At 36.1% G+C, this 16,214-nt stretch carries 16 protein-coding genes; 6 read left to right on the forward strand and 10 right to left on the reverse strand.

The window, feature by feature from the left end; translation table 11 throughout:
* Positions 1-68: 68 nt before the first annotated feature.
* On the reverse strand, positions 69-350 hold the full coding sequence (locus BCM40_RS16605; RefSeq protein WP_065526143.1) for a glutaredoxin domain-containing protein: 282 nt from the start codon (positions 348-350) through the stop codon (positions 69-71).
* Here BCM40_RS16605 and BCM40_RS09395 point away from each other — a divergent pair.
* Positions 349-1,029 (forward strand): Crp/Fnr family transcriptional regulator, encoded by a 681-nt coding sequence (locus BCM40_RS09395; RefSeq protein ID WP_065526142.1) that lies wholly within the window; start codon positions 349-351, stop codon positions 1,027-1,029. The two genes, BCM40_RS16605 and BCM40_RS09395, sit on opposite strands and share 2 nt — an antisense overlap.
* A 111-nt stretch (positions 1,030-1,140) precedes the next feature.
* Here the strand turns inward: BCM40_RS09395 and BCM40_RS09400 are convergent, their stop codons facing one another.
* The gene (locus BCM40_RS09400) at positions 1,141-1,578 is read right to left on the reverse strand and encodes a hypothetical protein (RefSeq protein ID WP_065526141.1); all 438 of its coding nucleotides are present in this window, start codon (positions 1,576-1,578) and stop codon (positions 1,141-1,143) included.
* 259 nt (positions 1,579-1,837) lie between these two features.
* Between BCM40_RS09400 and BCM40_RS09405 the strand changes: the two genes are divergently transcribed.
* Positions 1,838-2,101, forward strand: a complete 264-nt coding sequence (locus tag BCM40_RS09405) for a hypothetical protein (protein ID WP_065526140.1) — start codon at positions 1,838-1,840, stop codon at positions 2,099-2,101.
* Between the two features lie 234 nt (positions 2,102-2,335).
* Here BCM40_RS09405 and BCM40_RS09410 read toward each other — a convergent pair whose 3' ends face one another.
* Positions 2,336-3,436, reverse strand: coding sequence for a flavin monoamine oxidase family protein (locus tag BCM40_RS09410; protein WP_065526139.1), 1,101 nt, complete (start codon positions 3,434-3,436; stop codon positions 2,336-2,338).
* Between the two features lie 299 nt (positions 3,437-3,735).
* Here BCM40_RS09410 and BCM40_RS09415 point away from each other — a divergent pair, with 299 nt between their 5' ends.
* The 4 genes from BCM40_RS09415 to BCM40_RS09430 are packed head-to-tail and all read left to right on the forward strand — an operon-like array spanning position 3,736 to position 8,167.
* The gene (locus BCM40_RS09415) at positions 3,736-5,346 is read left to right on the forward strand and encodes a diguanylate cyclase (protein WP_065526138.1); all 1,611 of its coding nucleotides are present in this window, start codon (positions 3,736-3,738) and stop codon (positions 5,344-5,346) included.
* Positions 5,343-6,395 carry a HEAT repeat domain-containing protein gene (locus BCM40_RS09420; protein ID WP_065526137.1) on the forward strand — a complete coding sequence of 351 codons (1,053 nt, stop codon included), beginning with the start codon at positions 5,343-5,345 and terminating at the stop codon, positions 6,393-6,395. Before BCM40_RS09415 ends, BCM40_RS09420 begins: the two co-directional genes overlap by 4 nt.
* Positions 6,395-7,792: a glycosyltransferase family 2 protein gene (locus BCM40_RS09425; protein ID WP_065527699.1), complete on the forward strand. Its 1,398-nt coding sequence runs from the start codon at positions 6,395-6,397 to the stop codon at positions 7,790-7,792. The genes BCM40_RS09420 and BCM40_RS09425 overlap by 1 nt, the downstream gene beginning before the upstream one ends.
* Before the next feature lie 18 nt (positions 7,793-7,810).
* Positions 7,811-8,167 (forward strand): response regulator transcription factor, encoded by a 357-nt coding sequence (locus BCM40_RS09430; protein WP_065526136.1) that lies wholly within the window; start codon positions 7,811-7,813, stop codon positions 8,165-8,167.
* Positions 8,168-8,220: 53 nt separating this feature from the next.
* On the opposite strand, the gene BCM40_RS09435 is transcribed toward BCM40_RS09430, so the two are convergent.
* From BCM40_RS09435 to BCM40_RS09465, 7 genes are all read right to left on the reverse strand, one after another.
* Positions 8,221-11,082, reverse strand: coding sequence for an ATP-binding protein (locus tag BCM40_RS09435; protein ID WP_065526135.1), 2,862 nt, complete (start codon positions 11,080-11,082; stop codon positions 8,221-8,223).
* A gap of 311 nt (positions 11,083-11,393) precedes the next feature.
* Positions 11,394-12,368, reverse strand: a complete 975-nt coding sequence (locus tag BCM40_RS09440; RefSeq protein WP_065526134.1) for a glycosyltransferase family 2 protein — start codon at positions 12,366-12,368, stop codon at positions 11,394-11,396.
* A 40-nt stretch (positions 12,369-12,408) separates the two neighbouring features.
* Positions 12,409-13,149 carry a WbqC family protein gene (locus BCM40_RS09445; RefSeq protein WP_065526133.1) on the reverse strand — a complete coding sequence of 247 codons (741 nt, stop codon included), beginning with the start codon at positions 13,147-13,149 and terminating at the stop codon, positions 12,409-12,411.
* 55 nt (positions 13,150-13,204) lie between these two features.
* Positions 13,205-13,978 carry an SDR family NAD(P)-dependent oxidoreductase gene (locus tag BCM40_RS09450; RefSeq protein ID WP_065526132.1) on the reverse strand — a complete coding sequence of 258 codons (774 nt, stop codon included), beginning with the start codon at positions 13,976-13,978 and terminating at the stop codon, positions 13,205-13,207.
* A gap of 35 nt (positions 13,979-14,013) precedes the next feature.
* Positions 14,014-14,580 (reverse strand): GNAT family N-acetyltransferase, encoded by a 567-nt coding sequence (locus BCM40_RS09455; protein ID WP_065526131.1) that lies wholly within the window; start codon positions 14,578-14,580, stop codon positions 14,014-14,016.
* Between the two features lie 395 nt (positions 14,581-14,975).
* Positions 14,976-15,749: an SDR family oxidoreductase gene (locus BCM40_RS09460; RefSeq protein ID WP_065526130.1), complete on the reverse strand. Its 774-nt coding sequence runs from the start codon at positions 15,747-15,749 to the stop codon at positions 14,976-14,978.
* Between the two features lie 79 nt (positions 15,750-15,828).
* Positions 15,829-16,212 carry a nuclear transport factor 2 family protein gene (locus BCM40_RS09465; protein WP_065526129.1) on the reverse strand — a complete coding sequence of 128 codons (384 nt, stop codon included), beginning with the start codon at positions 16,210-16,212 and terminating at the stop codon, positions 15,829-15,831.
* Between the last annotated feature and the right edge of the window lie 2 nt (positions 16,213-16,214).

Below are 16,214 nucleotides of genomic sequence, written 5' to 3' on the forward strand. Positions count from 1 at the left end.
GATTCCTGCTGAGCAAATAAATCTGATTAACGCGGAAAATAACCGCTATTATAAGTTATTTGAACAACCTATTTATTGCATAGACTGACAGGCTGTTTGTTCCATTCCAACACTTCATTTAATGAATAATAATTTTCTTTCATCTTTAACAGTGGTAACCCTTGGTTCTTGTTCTCTACCGGCACACTTTGAAACAATGCACGATGTTCGAAAATGTTATAAACTTGATATGAAACCCCTAGTTCCCGCAGCTTGCTCTCGGCTTTTTTACACTTGTTACACCCTGGCAGGATAAAAAGAATAGAGTCTAGACACAGTTTTTTAGGACGAGAAGAGGAGGATTTAAACATGGATAAATTGACACTCCTTTCGCAAATAAATCTATTTGATGAGTTGCCTATGAAAGATATTAAAGTAATTGACAAAAACAGTACGATGACGCCTATGAAAAAAGGTACCCAAATTTTAATACCTGAACAGCCACTTGATGTATTGTTTTTTCTTAAAAAAGGGCAAGTTCGCTTGTATCGAATGACCGCACAAGGAAAGCAATTTACTACAGACATCTTAATCGATGGAAATGTCTTTGGTGAAACGGAATCTTTTATGCTGACAGACAAAGAAACATACGCCGAAGCCATGACTGACTGTTATTTATGCACGATGGATAAAGCAAAATTCGAGGCATTTATACGGGCCACACCTGACGTTTCCTTTAAACTCATTCAAATATTATCGAACCAATTAAAAGAAACACATGATATTAGCGAAAAAATAGCGCTTGGAGACATTCGCTATCGCACGCTGTTTTTATTACTAAAAATGAGCGAAAAAAGCGGGAAGCGTGAGAAGGAATGGCAAACGATCAATATGAGAATTACACATGAAGACATTGCTACTATGGTAGGTTCTTCTAGAGAAACCATTTCTCTTTTAATGAGTAAGTTAAAAAAAGAGGGCCTACTTAAGAAAACTCTTTTCGGTTATTCCATAAAAGCAGACGAAATAAAAAAAATCATTATGGACTAAAGTTGTTAGTAGAAACCCACCGTTAAAGAAACAACACTTTAGTAAAGAAAAACCTTTCCCAACCTACCCTAAATGTCTCTAGGTAGCTTTTGAAAGGTTTTCCACTGTATTTCATGCATGTTTATGAACAAGTTTACTGAATACGACTGCTAGAATTAATGAGAATGCTAAGTGTGTAACCAAGCTCATCAATTGATCACTCGCAAACATTTGTCCAAACATCGGCCCCATACCCATCATAATTGGCATGACAAGAAGTGGGCCAATTATCCAAATAAGCACTCCATGAATTACCCCAAGTACATAGTAACGAGATGAGAAAAGGGTCATTGCGCCATACCCTAGACCGAAAATCCAACTAATCATCATGTGCATAATCCATCCGAGCACTAAACTATCGCTTCCGACCATAGATGCAATCATAGGTATCATACCCATGATTTGCATGTAGATCCCGAACAATATGCCCGCTACTGTACTCCCGATTAGTGAAGCCTTCACAACGCTGGAATAGTTAGAAACACTAGATGTTTGTTGAGGTGCTACCATTTTTCTCACTCCTTTTTTTATTAATATACATCACAGCAAGAGATAAAAAAGTAATGTATCTTACAATTCTGATAATTCAACAACTTTTTCTTTTTTTAAAATGACATTTCTTTTATTTACATCCGCAATTTTAGAAGGAACTATTTCTATAATCATTCATATTATACTATAAATATGCAAATTATCCGAGCACTTAGACTCATTACAAATTCATATGAATCTCCCACATTAATATTGACTTTAAAAAGAGCTGATCTTGATGAATCAAATATTTCTATCGCTCGTTGTTGGTTTTTTAGTCGCAGCGATCACGACGATGCTATTTTTAGATTACAAACCACCTTGGATAACTTATACATGCTCAGCTACAGATTCACTTAGCAAACCAACTATTACGAAAGCGGTAGATATTGATTTCCTATTTTACTTGACTATTTTTTCGATAATCAGGGCCATCGTTGTTTATGGAGTTTGGACTTATATCGAAAATACACCGCACGAAAATTTTAGAGGAGTTTCATAGTAATAAGTAAACAACAAAAAACCTTCTGAACTGTTTTAACGTCAGAAGGTTTTGATGTGAAATAAGTGATGATGAAATTATTCAGTCTCTCTTTTTAATTTTAAATAGCCACTTCTAGTTTGATAATCCCCTATATTAGTCAGCACGAGTAACAACCGTGTTTTACGTTTAGCTAGTTGAAAGAAAATAGGAACTTTTTTTCCGCCACATTAAATAATAAGACAACCAAATAAACTATTTTCGCAAGGCCATTATTTTATCGACTGCCGTTTCAGCAGACTGAAGCGCTCCTTCAAGATGCCCACTAAATTGAGCATTTGTTTCTGTCCCTGCAAATATTATTTTCTCTTCCCAAACCCCAATTACCTGTGGTTCTCCATAACTCAAATAATTCTTAAATGGACTCGAGTCTTCTACAACTGCCGTCTCCGAATCGTTCGACCAATCTTTGTACAGGATTTCTAGTGGATTTTCAGCTTCACTGCCAAAAAGCTTAATCAATTGATTGGTAACTAATTCCGTAATTTTTTCTTGCCCCATTTGATGTCGCACTTCTGAATTTATACCAAAAAACCCAAATAATGCACCTGCTCCGTCAATTGGCGAGGCATCATAAATTTCTTGCAGTGGACCTGCTGAACTTAACACCAGACCTGACAATCCTGACTCTCTCCAAAATGGTCGATTGTACACAGCAACTGCTTTAGCTTGTGACCCCATCCATGTTGGCTTTTCTGTAATATCCACCATAAGTTCTGCAGGCAAATCGGGTGAAAATTCAATGTGATTTGCTACAAGACGAGGCGGCAATGCCAAAATGACATTTGCCGCTGAAAGTTGTTGTCTCTCTCCTTCAGCTTTTTCCACTTCCACTGTTAGTTTGCCTGCTGGATTCAAGCAAATCTTTTTAACCCGCGTTTCAAGCTCAATAATAGACGAAGGAATTGTTTTGGCTAATGCATCTATTAACGATTGCATTCCTCCCGTAATCCGAACGCCTCTTTCGTGAACGTTTTCTTGCATCTTGCAGCGTTCAGGAGGTTTTCTTTGAAAACGTTCAACTAGTAAATCACCATCATTTTGCTGAACAAAAGTTTCTAAACCCAGCTTTTTCACAAAGTCTGAAATATTTGGCTCGTACTGTGGCCAAAACCAGGTCGGTCCAAGATCAAATCTCCCTAAACTTTCTTGGTTTCGTACAGAAGCACTTAACACTCTGCCTCCAATTCGATTTCTTGCTTCGATCACTTTACAGGCTATTCCTTGTTCCATGAGCAAGGACGCAGCACGCAAGCCGCTTAAACCTGCTCCGACAATAATTACTGGTTCTTGCATTAAACTTCCTCCTACGGTCTGTTTTTGCTGTTGAATTCTTAACTAAAAGGTATAACCCATTATAATATACTCCCTATTTATTGCACGCAGTAGTTATTACATACACAAGCTAATTTTCCACGTGCGACATTTGCTACATCCCATATTTAGCAAACTTTAGTCTATTCGTGCTCGAAACGTGAAACTTAATCAGGTTTCACATAATAGTTACGGTTTCATAGTTACCAAGAAACGCATAATAGGAATTTATATAGTATAGTGGAAGTATATAGATAATTTTTTTTGAGTAGGTGAAAGATATGTCCCGAACAAATTACAGAGCTTTGCTCTCTGACCGAATGGAAAAAGATTTTGCGAAATGGACTAAGCATGAAGAGATCTCAGAACGAGAGATATACCGATTTTTACATACGATGAAAGGTACTTCAGGTACGATTGGATTAATGGATTTGTCTGATTTTTGTGGCGAACAATTAGCGTTTTTTGCTGAGGACAGTGACATTTTACTCCCAGCTCATTCTTTGCAAGATTTAATGTCTACTTTGAGAAGCTACTTTACCCAGGAAAATCCTTTAGTAAGCCCTGAAAAAGCCATTAACTTTAACAAAGAGATCCCTACAAATGATTTATTTGTATTAGTTATTGATTCTGATGCAGAATTAGCTACCTATATAAAAGAATCCTTGCAAGCACATGGCATACAAGTAGTCATAGCACTTGATGGAAAAAAAGGAATTGAATTATTTTATACTCTTCAACCTCAAATGGTTATTGTCGATTTACATCTGCCAGACATAGATGGGTTCGATTTGGTTTCTAGAATACATGAGTCTGCTAAAGATCAGTATGTACCTCTTGCGATTGTCAGTTCAGAAAGTAAAATTGAACATCACATAAAAGCGATGGAAATCGGGGCAACTGATTTTCTTGCCACACCTTTGAATATGTTATTTTTTGTACCTTATGTGTTAAATCGTCTGCGTCAGCAACAAATGATTCTGCAAGAAACACTATATGACGAGTTAACAGGCGCAGGAAACAGAAAGTACTTTAATGATGTCTTGGTACAAATGACTACTTTATCCGAGAAAACTAAAAAAACATTCACACTTGTTTTATTTGATTTAGATCATTTTAAAAAAGTTAATGATAGCTTTGGACATCCCATAGGGGACGAAGTTTTACAGTCTTTCAGTCAACTGCTGTTGAAATCAAAAAGAGAAGCGGATTACTTTTTCCGTTACGGGGGTGAAGAGTTTGCTTTAATCCTTCCTGATACTACAGCAAAAGATGCAATATCTTTAGTTGAACAAATTCGTTTAGCTTTGACTAAAATTACTTTCACGGACCAATCCAAAAACCCATTTCAAGTAACATTTTCTGCAGGAATTAGTGAATATCGTCAAAAACAAGACACTTTAGTTGATAAAGCTGACCAAGCTTTGTATCAAGCGAAAAAAAATGGTCGTAACCAGACTATTTTATATGAGATTTCTACACATGATGTGAGACGACAACTTAACATCATTATAGTTGATGATGATTCTCTAGTTCGTAAACTCATTTCAAAACAATTTGCAGGTTGGAAACCTGATGACTTTGATATAACCATAGAAGAATTTGCGGATGGCGTCAGTTTTATCGAGTTTGATTGGTACAAACCAGAACAAAACTACATGATTTTACTTGATGGAGTGATGCCAAAAATGGATGGTTTAGAAGTTTTGCATCATGTACGAAGCCAATACCCAAATGAAAATATAGTCATTTCTATGCTTACTTCACGTTCAAATGAATCGGACATTGTTCTTGCTCTGCGTAGTGGAGCAGATGATTACATACTTAAGCCGTTTTATGCACAAGAAGTTGTAGCGCGTGTTCAACGACTAACAATGAGGTTATTTAAATGAATATCTATTTCTTTTGGGCACTGATCGCCTTCTTATTTTTGAGCCAAGTATTTCTATTGGGGGCTTTATCTTTACGCAAACTACTAATGAACCATAAAGAAAAAACAATTAGCCAGCAGTACGACAGGTTAACTGAATCATTCAGTTCTTATATGATGGATCCAACTGATGATCGATTTCTTAAAGAAATCGACACTGTCTCTAACCAATCAGTTGTTTTAGAACGTTTGCTAAATCACTATGTAGCTATTACTAAAGGAAGCGTCACTTCTTCACAAGTCTCACAATTATCCGAGAAATATTTAACAGAACGCTATAAAAAACAACTCAAGTGTAATAATTGGGCAATTCGGATGAACACCCTTTATTTCATTGAAGATTTTCATATGAAATCACTTTCTCCTTTACTTAAAAAAAAGCTACAAAAATCTTTTCGCTTAAATTTAGAAACGCAACAACTTATTCGAACTTTAACTTCATTAAACGAACCTATGACACTATCAGCACTTGCCCGCTACGCCGATGCACCTGTTCGCTTGTACATCGATGTTTTTAAAAGGTTAGAATTAGATATTCAATTAGAAGAACTAGATGCTGCATTAAAACATGGACATAACAATAAGGTACTGAAGCATGCTGCTGTTTCTTATATCGGCATGACTGGATTAATGGGATTTCTTCCTCGCATTGAAGAAGAATTACTAAGTGATGATGAAGAACTCAGAATCCAAGCCTTAAAATCTATCCAGCATTTGCAATACATCTCCTCACCAAGCTTGTTAATACCTTTTTTCCATTCGACTTCTTGGCAAGAGCGAATGTTTGCAGCACGCATTGCTGGAAAGCTTCAATTATCTAGATTCCAAGAAGTTTTGAGTGAACTACTTGGTGATTCTGTTTGGTGGGTTCGTTATTCATCTGCCGAAGCGTTAACACAGTTTGCAGATGGTGATATTTTACTGAGTCATTTATCAGCCACTCACCCAGATCGCTATGCGCGAGACATGGCGACTCAATGGGAAGCCTCCCTTTTAGGAAGTGAAGAATGATGAACAGCTTTTTCTTAATATTATCTTCTTTTATCATTGCTTATTTACTTTTTTCAAGCTTAAGTTATCTAGGTCTCTTTGCTCTTGCGTTCCAAAAAGTAAAAAACGAAAACAACCTAGTTCATCGTGAATCTACAGAAGTTTTTTTAAGAAACCAAAATACGTATCCCGTTTCAATTCTGGTGCCTGCTTATAACGAAGAAGTGGGTGTTGTGAGCACGGTACGATCCTTATTAGCTTTAGACTACCCTCAAAAAGAAGTCATTGTTATCGATGATGGTTCGAAAGATATGACATCTGCGGAAATGATTAAAGAGTTTAAAATGGTTCAAATTCCTTTTGCCTTTCGAACGCATATCCCTACTGCAGAAATTGTCGCTATTTATCAATCATCTATATTCCCATATGTCCGCCTCATTAAGAAAGCTAATGGCGGAAAAGCTGATGCATTGAATGCGGGTATTAATCTATCTGCTTTTCCTTATTTTTGTGCAATTGATGGCGATTCTATTTTAGAAAATGATGGGCTTATCAAAACGATGAAACCTATTATTGAGTCTGATGGACAGGTTATTGTAACGGGTGGATCTGTCCGGATCGCAAATGGTTCTACCATTTCAAGAAGTAAGGTAGAAGTTGTAGACCTCCCTAGACATCCGGTTGTGATTATGCAAATCGTTGAATATTTCCGTGCATTTTTAATAGGTCGTTTAGCTTTAAGTCAACTCAACATCCTGCTTATAGTATCTGGTGCTTTTGGTGTTTTTAACAAAGAACGTGTGATCCAAGCAGGAGGCTATAACAAAAATACCGTAGGCGAAGATATGGAATTGGTGGTACGACTGCACCGCCTGCTCAGGGAAGAAAAATCGAAACAACGAATTGAATACGTCCCTGACCCAGTTTGTTGGACTGAAGCACCTGAATCGTTAGAAGTACTCCGCTCCCAACGCATACGCTGGCAGCGAGGGTTATTTGAAACGTTATGGACTCATCGGAAAATGATGTTAAACCCAAAATATGGTGCTGTCGGTATGCTGTCTATGCCCTATTTTTTGTTCATCGAGTTACTTGGTGCTGTTTTTGAGCTTTTAGGCTATTTCATGATTTTTGGTGGGTTCTTTTTCTCATTAATTGACCCGAATGTGGCTTTAGTTATGTTTGTAGTAACGATTTTGTATGGCTCTCTTATTTCAGCATTAGCAGTTCTATTAGAAGAATTAACACTTCATAAATATCCAAGAATTTCGCATTTAATGCGTCTCTATTTTTGGGCTTTAACAGAAGCCTTTTGGTATCGTCCGCTTATGGTTATATGGAGAGTCCAGGGGATTTTCGCGGCTTTCCACAAAAAAGCTCATTGGGGCGATATGAAACGTAAAGGAATTTCTACTTAAAATAGGAGGCGAATCATTATGAAAAAAATACTAATAGCAGATGACGAAGATATTTTACGTATCTTAATAGCTGATACTTTGGAAGACGACTTCGAAATTGAAGAAGCTGAGGATGGCAAAGAAGCGCTAGAAAAAATTAGACAAAATGATTATGACTTAATTGTTCTCGACTATATGATGCCCCACTTAACGGGTTTAGAAGTGTTAGAAGAAGTAAGAAAAGATCAAAACGATACGAAAGTATTGATGTTAACAGCTAAAGCACAAGATGCGGATAGAGAAAAAGCCATTTTAAAAGGAGCCGATTTCTTTATGTCTAAACCTTTTAGTCCGATGGAGTTATTATCACTGGTTGAGAATATATTGGCATCATAAAAAAACGTACAAGTCCATGTAGGACTTGTACGTTTTTTGGTTGAATTTTTAAATCACACTTCTGTTCCTTGAAAATCTTTTGATGCATAGTAAATGGCCCCATCACGATTTTGAGAATCCAATAATTCTTTCATGACTGTCGATAAATTTGTCGGTGCATATGGTTTCGTTAAATAATGGCTGATTTTATTAATCTTCTGTGCATCTGACGATGGATCTAAAGCTGATGAAATCACAATTGGAATATCTTTTGTTAAAGGATTTTCTTTCATCATATCAACTAAATCCCAGCCATCTAGTTCTTCGCCTAGCATAATGTCAACTACTGCACCGACAAGCGGTGTACGTATCGCTTCTTTTAATGCTTCTTTTGGATTGGTATGATAAATCACTTTAAATCCATTAACTTTTAACTCTTCTGAAAGTAAAAGTGCTAAACTCATGTCGTCTTCTACAATCATAACAGGCGGACTTTCTTCTGTCCCTTCATGATTTGTATACTCTTGAGGTTCCGCAACAAGTGGCAATTCAAAGTGTACCGTTGTACCTTGTTCTTCTGCTGAATCTATCCAAATTTCCCCATCATGTTGATGAATGATTTCTTGGCATATTGCCAATCCAAGACCAGTGCCACCAATTTTACGTCTTGAGCTATTATCAATACGTTGGAATTTCGAGAATAATTTCGGTATATCTTCAGTCGGAATGCCAATTCCTTCATCTTTTATTGATACACACAACTTGTTTAAGTCGTTTTTCATTGAAATGGTGACATTGCCACCTTGAGGAGAAAATTTAATAGCATTGCCGATTAAATTCATCAATACTTGAGCTATACGCTCACGATCTCCCGCTACAATGACATCCGAAGCATCATCTACAAAAATAATTGAATGCATGTTTTGCGTACGGAATTTTTCAACTGTTTCAATAATCAACTCATTTACTGGAAATTTATCCATCCGATATACTTGGTCACCAGATTCCATTCGTTGCAAGTCCAGAAAATCGTTTATTAAGTTGGTTAATCGTTTGGCTTCTTTGTATATGGTTTTTAAATAGCGTTCTTGCTTTTCAGGTTTTAGTTGTTTGTTTAACAATAACTCAGTAAATCCAAGAACACTTGATAATGGCGTGCGAAGCTCGTGACTGACAGTACTAACAAGTTCTGACTTCATTTTATCCACTTCGTGTTCTCGTGTAATGTCTCTGTGCACAAAAATGGTTCCTGTTTTTTCACCGTCTACAATTACTGGTGTACTATATACGTCAATAACACGTTCATATGGTTCTTTCACAGTGTACCGGAATGTATTGGCTTCCTTATCCTTTATTTGTATGCAATTGCTTAAGAATTTGTACATTAACTCAGGAGCTGTGGTTTGTTCAGCCATTCTCTTGATCCATATTCCTTTAGGAACAGAAGCATCGAGCGGGCCACTCCCGCAATTCAACATTGTACACATGGTAGCATTGTGTTGTACCATATCTCCATTCTTCGAAATAAACTGAATGCCTTCATTGATGTTATTAATGATTCGTTCATTGAGTGTACGTTCATGTACAGCAGCATCGTATAATTGAATGCGGTCAATTGCCAAATGAATACGTTTTAACAACCCGCTAATATCTACTTCTTCTTCTGTCGAGAAAGTTCTCCCCACACGAGATAGTCCGATTAACGCTACGGTATCTTGGTCTTCATTTTTCACTGCCGCATATAAATCATGGATATATACCGTCTCTATTGCGAACCCTTTTTCTAACTGTGCTTCTCTTTTGACTGTGAATGAATCACATTCTTCTAATCGGTTTAAAAGATATTCAATGCGCTCTTCTTTTAACTGCTTAAACATTGTAGGCGTGTATCCCTTTAACGCATACTCTCTAGACCTAGGCAGCCATAGTGCGCCTGTATCGATTTTGTAAGTTTCGCTAAAATACTCGAGCGTTGCATCAATTAGTTTTTGTTTGTCTAATGTAAAAGACAAAATATGATTTAAATCGTTGTATCGAATCAATCGATCTTTTGTTTGCTCTGTTTCTTGTAACGACTCTTTTAATTTGAATTGTTGTTCCTGTAATTCGCCTCTATTCAGCAACAATGCTTCATTTTGAGAAGTAAGTTTTTCTTGATTGGTTTGAATTGTATTGATCATATTGTGAAAAGTCATGGATAAAATCCCTAGTTCATCTGAGCGTTTAAGCGGCTTATAAGTTAATTCTTCTCCTTTTACAAACCCTTCTATCGATTCACGCATGCCTTCGATTGGCTTCACAATATCATTGAGTGCTCGTAAAATGATTAAGGCGGTAATAATAAACAAAAGAATAAAAAGTAAAATCAACACAAAAGACAAGTTTTCAGATTTTGCTAACATATCGTCATTTACTTGTTGTAAAGCTTGTTTTGTAACAGCCTCATATTCTTTAGAAAAGTTTACAAACTCATTTACTGTCGAGTTTGTACCGCCGTTAGATAATTCTCGTAACCCTTCATAATCTCCGTCACGTACTAGTGCAATTGCTAAAGGAAATACATCTTTTTCAAAAGTACTAACAAAATTACTCAAATCGATAATTTGAACTTTTTCTTGTCGCGTTATGGATAAATTATTCATTTTGGCTATGGCACTTTTTAAGGTTTCTAGTTCTGTAAAAGCCATATCCAATTCTGCTTCATTTTGAAAAGCATAAAATCCTCTAGTTCTAAAAAACAGTTGGTTTAATGACCGAGAAAGATCTTTAAACGTTTCCTGCTTTTCTCTCAGTTCTGTATATTCAGCTTCTAATTCGAGTTGTTGCTCGTGCATATAAAAATAAATCCCAATTATCATTAACGTACAAATAAGTACCGAAGAAAAGGTTAACTTTAAATATTTATACCTTATTCCTTTTTCTCTTAAATTCCGCATGCAGTTCCTCCTAGATATTCAGCTGTGTTTGTAAAAATTTTTTAAAAATAGCATGCCTATCTTACTTTTAATAAATTATCTTCTTTACTTACAGTATACGTTATTAACATTTCAAATAATTACTTTTTAAATAAAAAAATATGAAATTTTTTACATAGTATTAAATTGAACAAACAATCTTGATGACATAGCAAAACACCTTCACTTTATTCGATTTCATGATGTACTCATGTCAATCAAATAAAACAAAGGTGCTCGGTGTAGTGCTATAACTACGTAGTGCTATAACTACCTTTTGCGTGAAAATTTGTTCAAGCTAACTTTTTTCGCGGTTTCACTAAATCAAAATCAGCCTTATCTTTCATATAGTAGTGAGATTTCAACACTTTTTTCCAAATTCGTCTTATAAATTCGAGTTCGACATAAAACCTAGCATACTCTTTATTAAAGACTTCTTTGAATTTTTGCTGTCTTATTAACAAATAGAAATGATTTTTCTTTTTTGTTCTCTCAATTGTTTTATCGTATTGGAAGTTTGTGTGGTGATTAATCTTGTCTAATAAGTCTGCAGTTGCATCATTTTGTTTTGTTGCGTTTATCGTATTGGTTAATGTCTTTTCAGACCATGCTCCTTTTACATCTACACGGTACACAGACATTTGCTCGTCCAAATAATGGACTTGCCCATGAAGCGCTAAGTGGATCGCTAAAGGATAATCTCCAAACCCTGCATCGAAATAAAAAGAGGGTACATTATCAGCTTTTTCACGACGATACACCATCGAATTGGTTGGAAATAGCTCGCCTCCACCTAAAAAAACTTCTTCTGCAGAAAATTCTCGACTTTTCCGACTTGGTCTTACTTTTCCTACGACCTTATTTAAAGCTTCTGAATATTGATAAGCCGAATGAACACATAAGTCACATTTTGGATTTGCTTCTAAATAATCCACTTGCTTTTGTAATTTGTATGGATCGGTCCAGAAGTCATCTCCTTCGCAAATGGCTATATATTTCCCCTTTGCTCTGCGCTGATTGATTTGAAGCATTGTAGCGCTTTGAGAAAACAAATTTTGTTTTTGATAGAGCGGCTTTATTAAATCAGGATACTTTTCTTCATACCTTTTGATGATGGCAGCTGTCTTATCGGTAGAAGCATCATCATTGATTAAAATTTCAAATTTGAAATTTGTTTTTTGCATTAAAAAACTTTCGATTGCCTCCGCTATAAAATCTTCATGATTGTATGCTAAACAATCTACACTTACTAAAACATCTTTTCCCATAACCCTTCACCCTTTATTGTCATTGTTTATATATGTCAGTTTAACCACTCGTACTGGTTTGAAGTAGATTAGAAAAATTATTCAGCACAGTATAATCATCCAACATAGCATCAATTTCTTCAGGACTATTAAACATCATAACGTCAATAATTGATAAGTTAGGAACAAACTCTCTTACATCTTTTTGCTGGTAACTAATAGGATTGGTCTTAATGATTTTCAACTCGATTCCTTGTGTTTGAAAATCCAGCGGTGAATAAAGCAAAAGTCCTCCAGCAGCGTTTAAATATTCTTCCGCTGAAAAAAGTCCACAAATTTCTAAGATTTTATCTTGTCCTCTCAGATGTTCATTTTTTGTTAACTCAGAAGAAAGAATAATTTCAGTCCGTATGTTTAAATACGCACAGATTTCTTTTATCGAATTCGCTAGATATGCCGCCAAGTTGGGTTCGTTTTGATTTATTATTTTTTCAACTACACTATAAGCTTCTTGGAAATAAGGTGCTTTACTATACGCTTCTTTAATGGTTTTCAGTAGCTTTTTTTTATAAACAAGATCATGATCAATTTCAATTTCATTGATTCGTTTGTTTTGACTGACTTTAAACGTTCTTAAAGAAACTGGTTTTGCTTCTCCATTTACTAATATGTTGTTTTTGTTGATCCAGCCTCTTTTTTTATAATTCACATCATCATATACAACGTATTTATCTACCGCTTTGATAAGTTGCCAATAACCGATATAAGGAAAGAAATACGGCTGCATAATACCTACCTTCATGACCTCATCCCCTTTTACTTTAACGCTTAGAAAAGCATTTCTTCCTGTTTGATAACTAACGCGCGCCCATACCACCATCGATTCGATATTGGCTGCCTGTAATAAATTGCGAATCATCACTTGCTAAAAACAAAATCAGTTTTGCTACTTCAGACATTTCCCCGTATCTTCCTAGAGGAATACGAGAAGAAATGACTTTTCTGACTTCTGATGGATTTTCACGATTTATCCCTTCTTCATTTTTTCTCATCATGGTTGAATCGAGTGGCGCAGGATGAATCGAATTCACTCTAACTGAGTGGTATCCTGCTTCTAAAGCTGCTGTCTTTGTCAAACCAACAACGGCATGTTTCGAAGCAGCATAAAGTGAATTTCCACTACTGCCCATCAACCCTGAAACAGAAGAGGTATTAATGATGCTGCCACTTTTTTGTTTAAACATAACAGGCATCACTTTTTTCAACCCCAGAAAAACTCCTTTGACATTGATATTCAAAATCGCATCAAAATCTTCAACAGTTTGTTCGACTAAAGGAGCAACTTTCCCTAAAATTCCCGCATTATTGACGAATACATCTATTCTTCCCCATCTACTCATGACTTTATCTACACAAGAAGCGACATCATTTTCAGAAGTAACATCTGCCACTATTCCAAACACTTCACCAATATCGGTTAGTGAACTTTCACAACTGAAAAGAGCTTGCTGGTCGCGATCTACCAAAGCTACTTTCGCGCCTTCTTTTAAGAAAATCTCTGCAATAGCCTTCCCAAGATCTCCTGCCGCTCCAGTAATTACGGCTACTTTTCCTTTTAGTTTCAACGACATTTCTTCTCCTCCAAACAAACGACTCTCAAAAGATTTTAACTCTCTGTCTTCCAGTATCCGAGTTCTTGGCATAATTGTTCATATTCCGTTTTTAAAATACTCACAATGATTTGGTCGTAATATTGGTTATTACGAAATGCATAATCTCGTTTTCTGCCTTCTTCCACCCACCCGCATTTTTTCATAAATAAATTATACGAAGGAACATTGTGTTCTAGAATATCTCCTTCTAAGCGGTGAAGTTGAAGTTCTTCAAATGCATATTTCATCGTAGTCATGACTGTATCGCGTCCATAACCGTGGCCTCTCATATTTTTTTTACCAATTAAAATTCCATGATGTGCAGAACGATTTCGGTAATCGATATTTAAAATATTTGAGATGCCGATAAACCCATCTTCTTCTGTTTCAATTGCCAAGCGTAGATTTCGGTTATCAAATTCTAATCGATCAAACCACCGATTTTGTTGTTCAGAAGAAATCGGAATCGTCCAGCCTCCAAGTAAGGGTGCTATTGCTGGATCGTTATAGTAACTTCTCAATTCTTCCATATCTGTTCTCTCTAGCGCACGAAGCGTTACTTTTTTCCCCTTTACATTCATATTCTCATCACCCTTCTTTTACTTATTATTTTAATGTGTATATTTAACGGTAAAACACTATTAGCATCAGCTCTGTTTAACTGAATACCACTAACTAGCGTCAACCAGGCCAGACAATTAAAAAGCCCCTATCAAAGCCTTTTGACCTATTAATAATAGTAATTTTCAGAACCAGCACTATAAACCTACATAAATTCCTATTATAAGTTCTATAATACCATATTATCTGAAAATTAAGACATAAAATTTCAAATTTTTTTCTATTTAGCATCTTATATTCTTTTTACTGGAAATTAACTGAATCTAATAATACATATTTTTTACCTTTTATAAAAAGACGTATAGAAGGCGCAATACACCCTTCTACACGTCTTTTATATTTATACAGCAAAAATTTACCTTCTAAATCCCCCTTCCGAATGGATAATCTGACCTGTAATCCATTCCGCATCATCACTTACTAAAAACTTAATCGTTTTCGCAACATCTTTAGGTTCGCCTAGCCTACCGAAAGGAAAGCTCGGCTCCAATTCACGCTTGATTTCTTCAGTCATCCACCCTGTATCAGTTGGACCTGGGTTTATCGCATTGACCGTTATTCCGATCGGAGCAACTTCTGCAGCCAAAGTTATGGTTAATGCATCAATGGCCCCTTTAGTAGTGGCGTAGGCTAGTTCTCCTGGCATCGGCCCTTGAAACTGACCAGAAGTAATATTGACAATTCTTCCGCCTGTTTTTTTCTTAAAGCGCTTGGCAAAACCACTACTGAGCAGCGTGGTAGCTCCAATGTTCACCATATAATGCTGAGTAAGTTCCTCTGCAGTCAAATTTTTATAGTTATTGTTAGTGGAATAAGCTGCATTGTTTATCAATATGTCCGGCTCTCCTACATCTTCTAACACTTTATCGAAAAGGGATTCTAAATGATGAAATTGAGTTAAATCTATTTCTTCACATGCTACTTTTACGCCTGTTTTCTTTAACTCTTCTTTTAAGCTCATTGGCTCGTTTAATTCCAGCCCCCAAGGCATCTGCTTATCATACTTTGTCCAGTAAGTGAAAAAGATATGACAACCGTTTTTTGCTAATTCTCGGCAAATCGCGGCTCCAATCCCTTGAAGTCGACTTACCCCTGTTACTATCGCGATTTTCCCTTCCAATTGGTTCATTAACTCCACCTCAGCACGAAATATTGTCGTCTGTAACGTGTAATCTGTTCATCTACTTGCTAATGATTTGTCTCCACAACTAATACATTGGATTTCCTGATTTCGAGGTTTGTGGAATTTTTTGAATGGCATCCCAGTGCTCTACAATTTTTCCCTGCTCATCAAAACGGAAAAAGTCCATAGTTACATACTCTTCTTCATCTGGCCAAACTTGATGGGTATGAAGGGACACTAAATCGTTTTCTGCAATCGCCCGAACAAAATCAATACTTTTGTCGGGAAATTCTTTATGCATTTTCTCAAAATATTTTATAAAGCCTTTTTTGCCATTTTCGACATCCGGATTGTGCTGAATGTATTCTTTCCCTACATATCTTTGAACAGCTTCAGCTGGCTTGCCCATATAAGCCATTTCATAAAATTCCTTCGCATTCTTTTTATTCGTTTTTAAATCATATTTCATGA

Source organism: Planococcus donghaensis, from assembly GCF_001687665.2.
GTDB lineage: Bacteria > Bacillota > Bacilli > Bacillales_A > Planococcaceae > Planococcus > Planococcus donghaensis.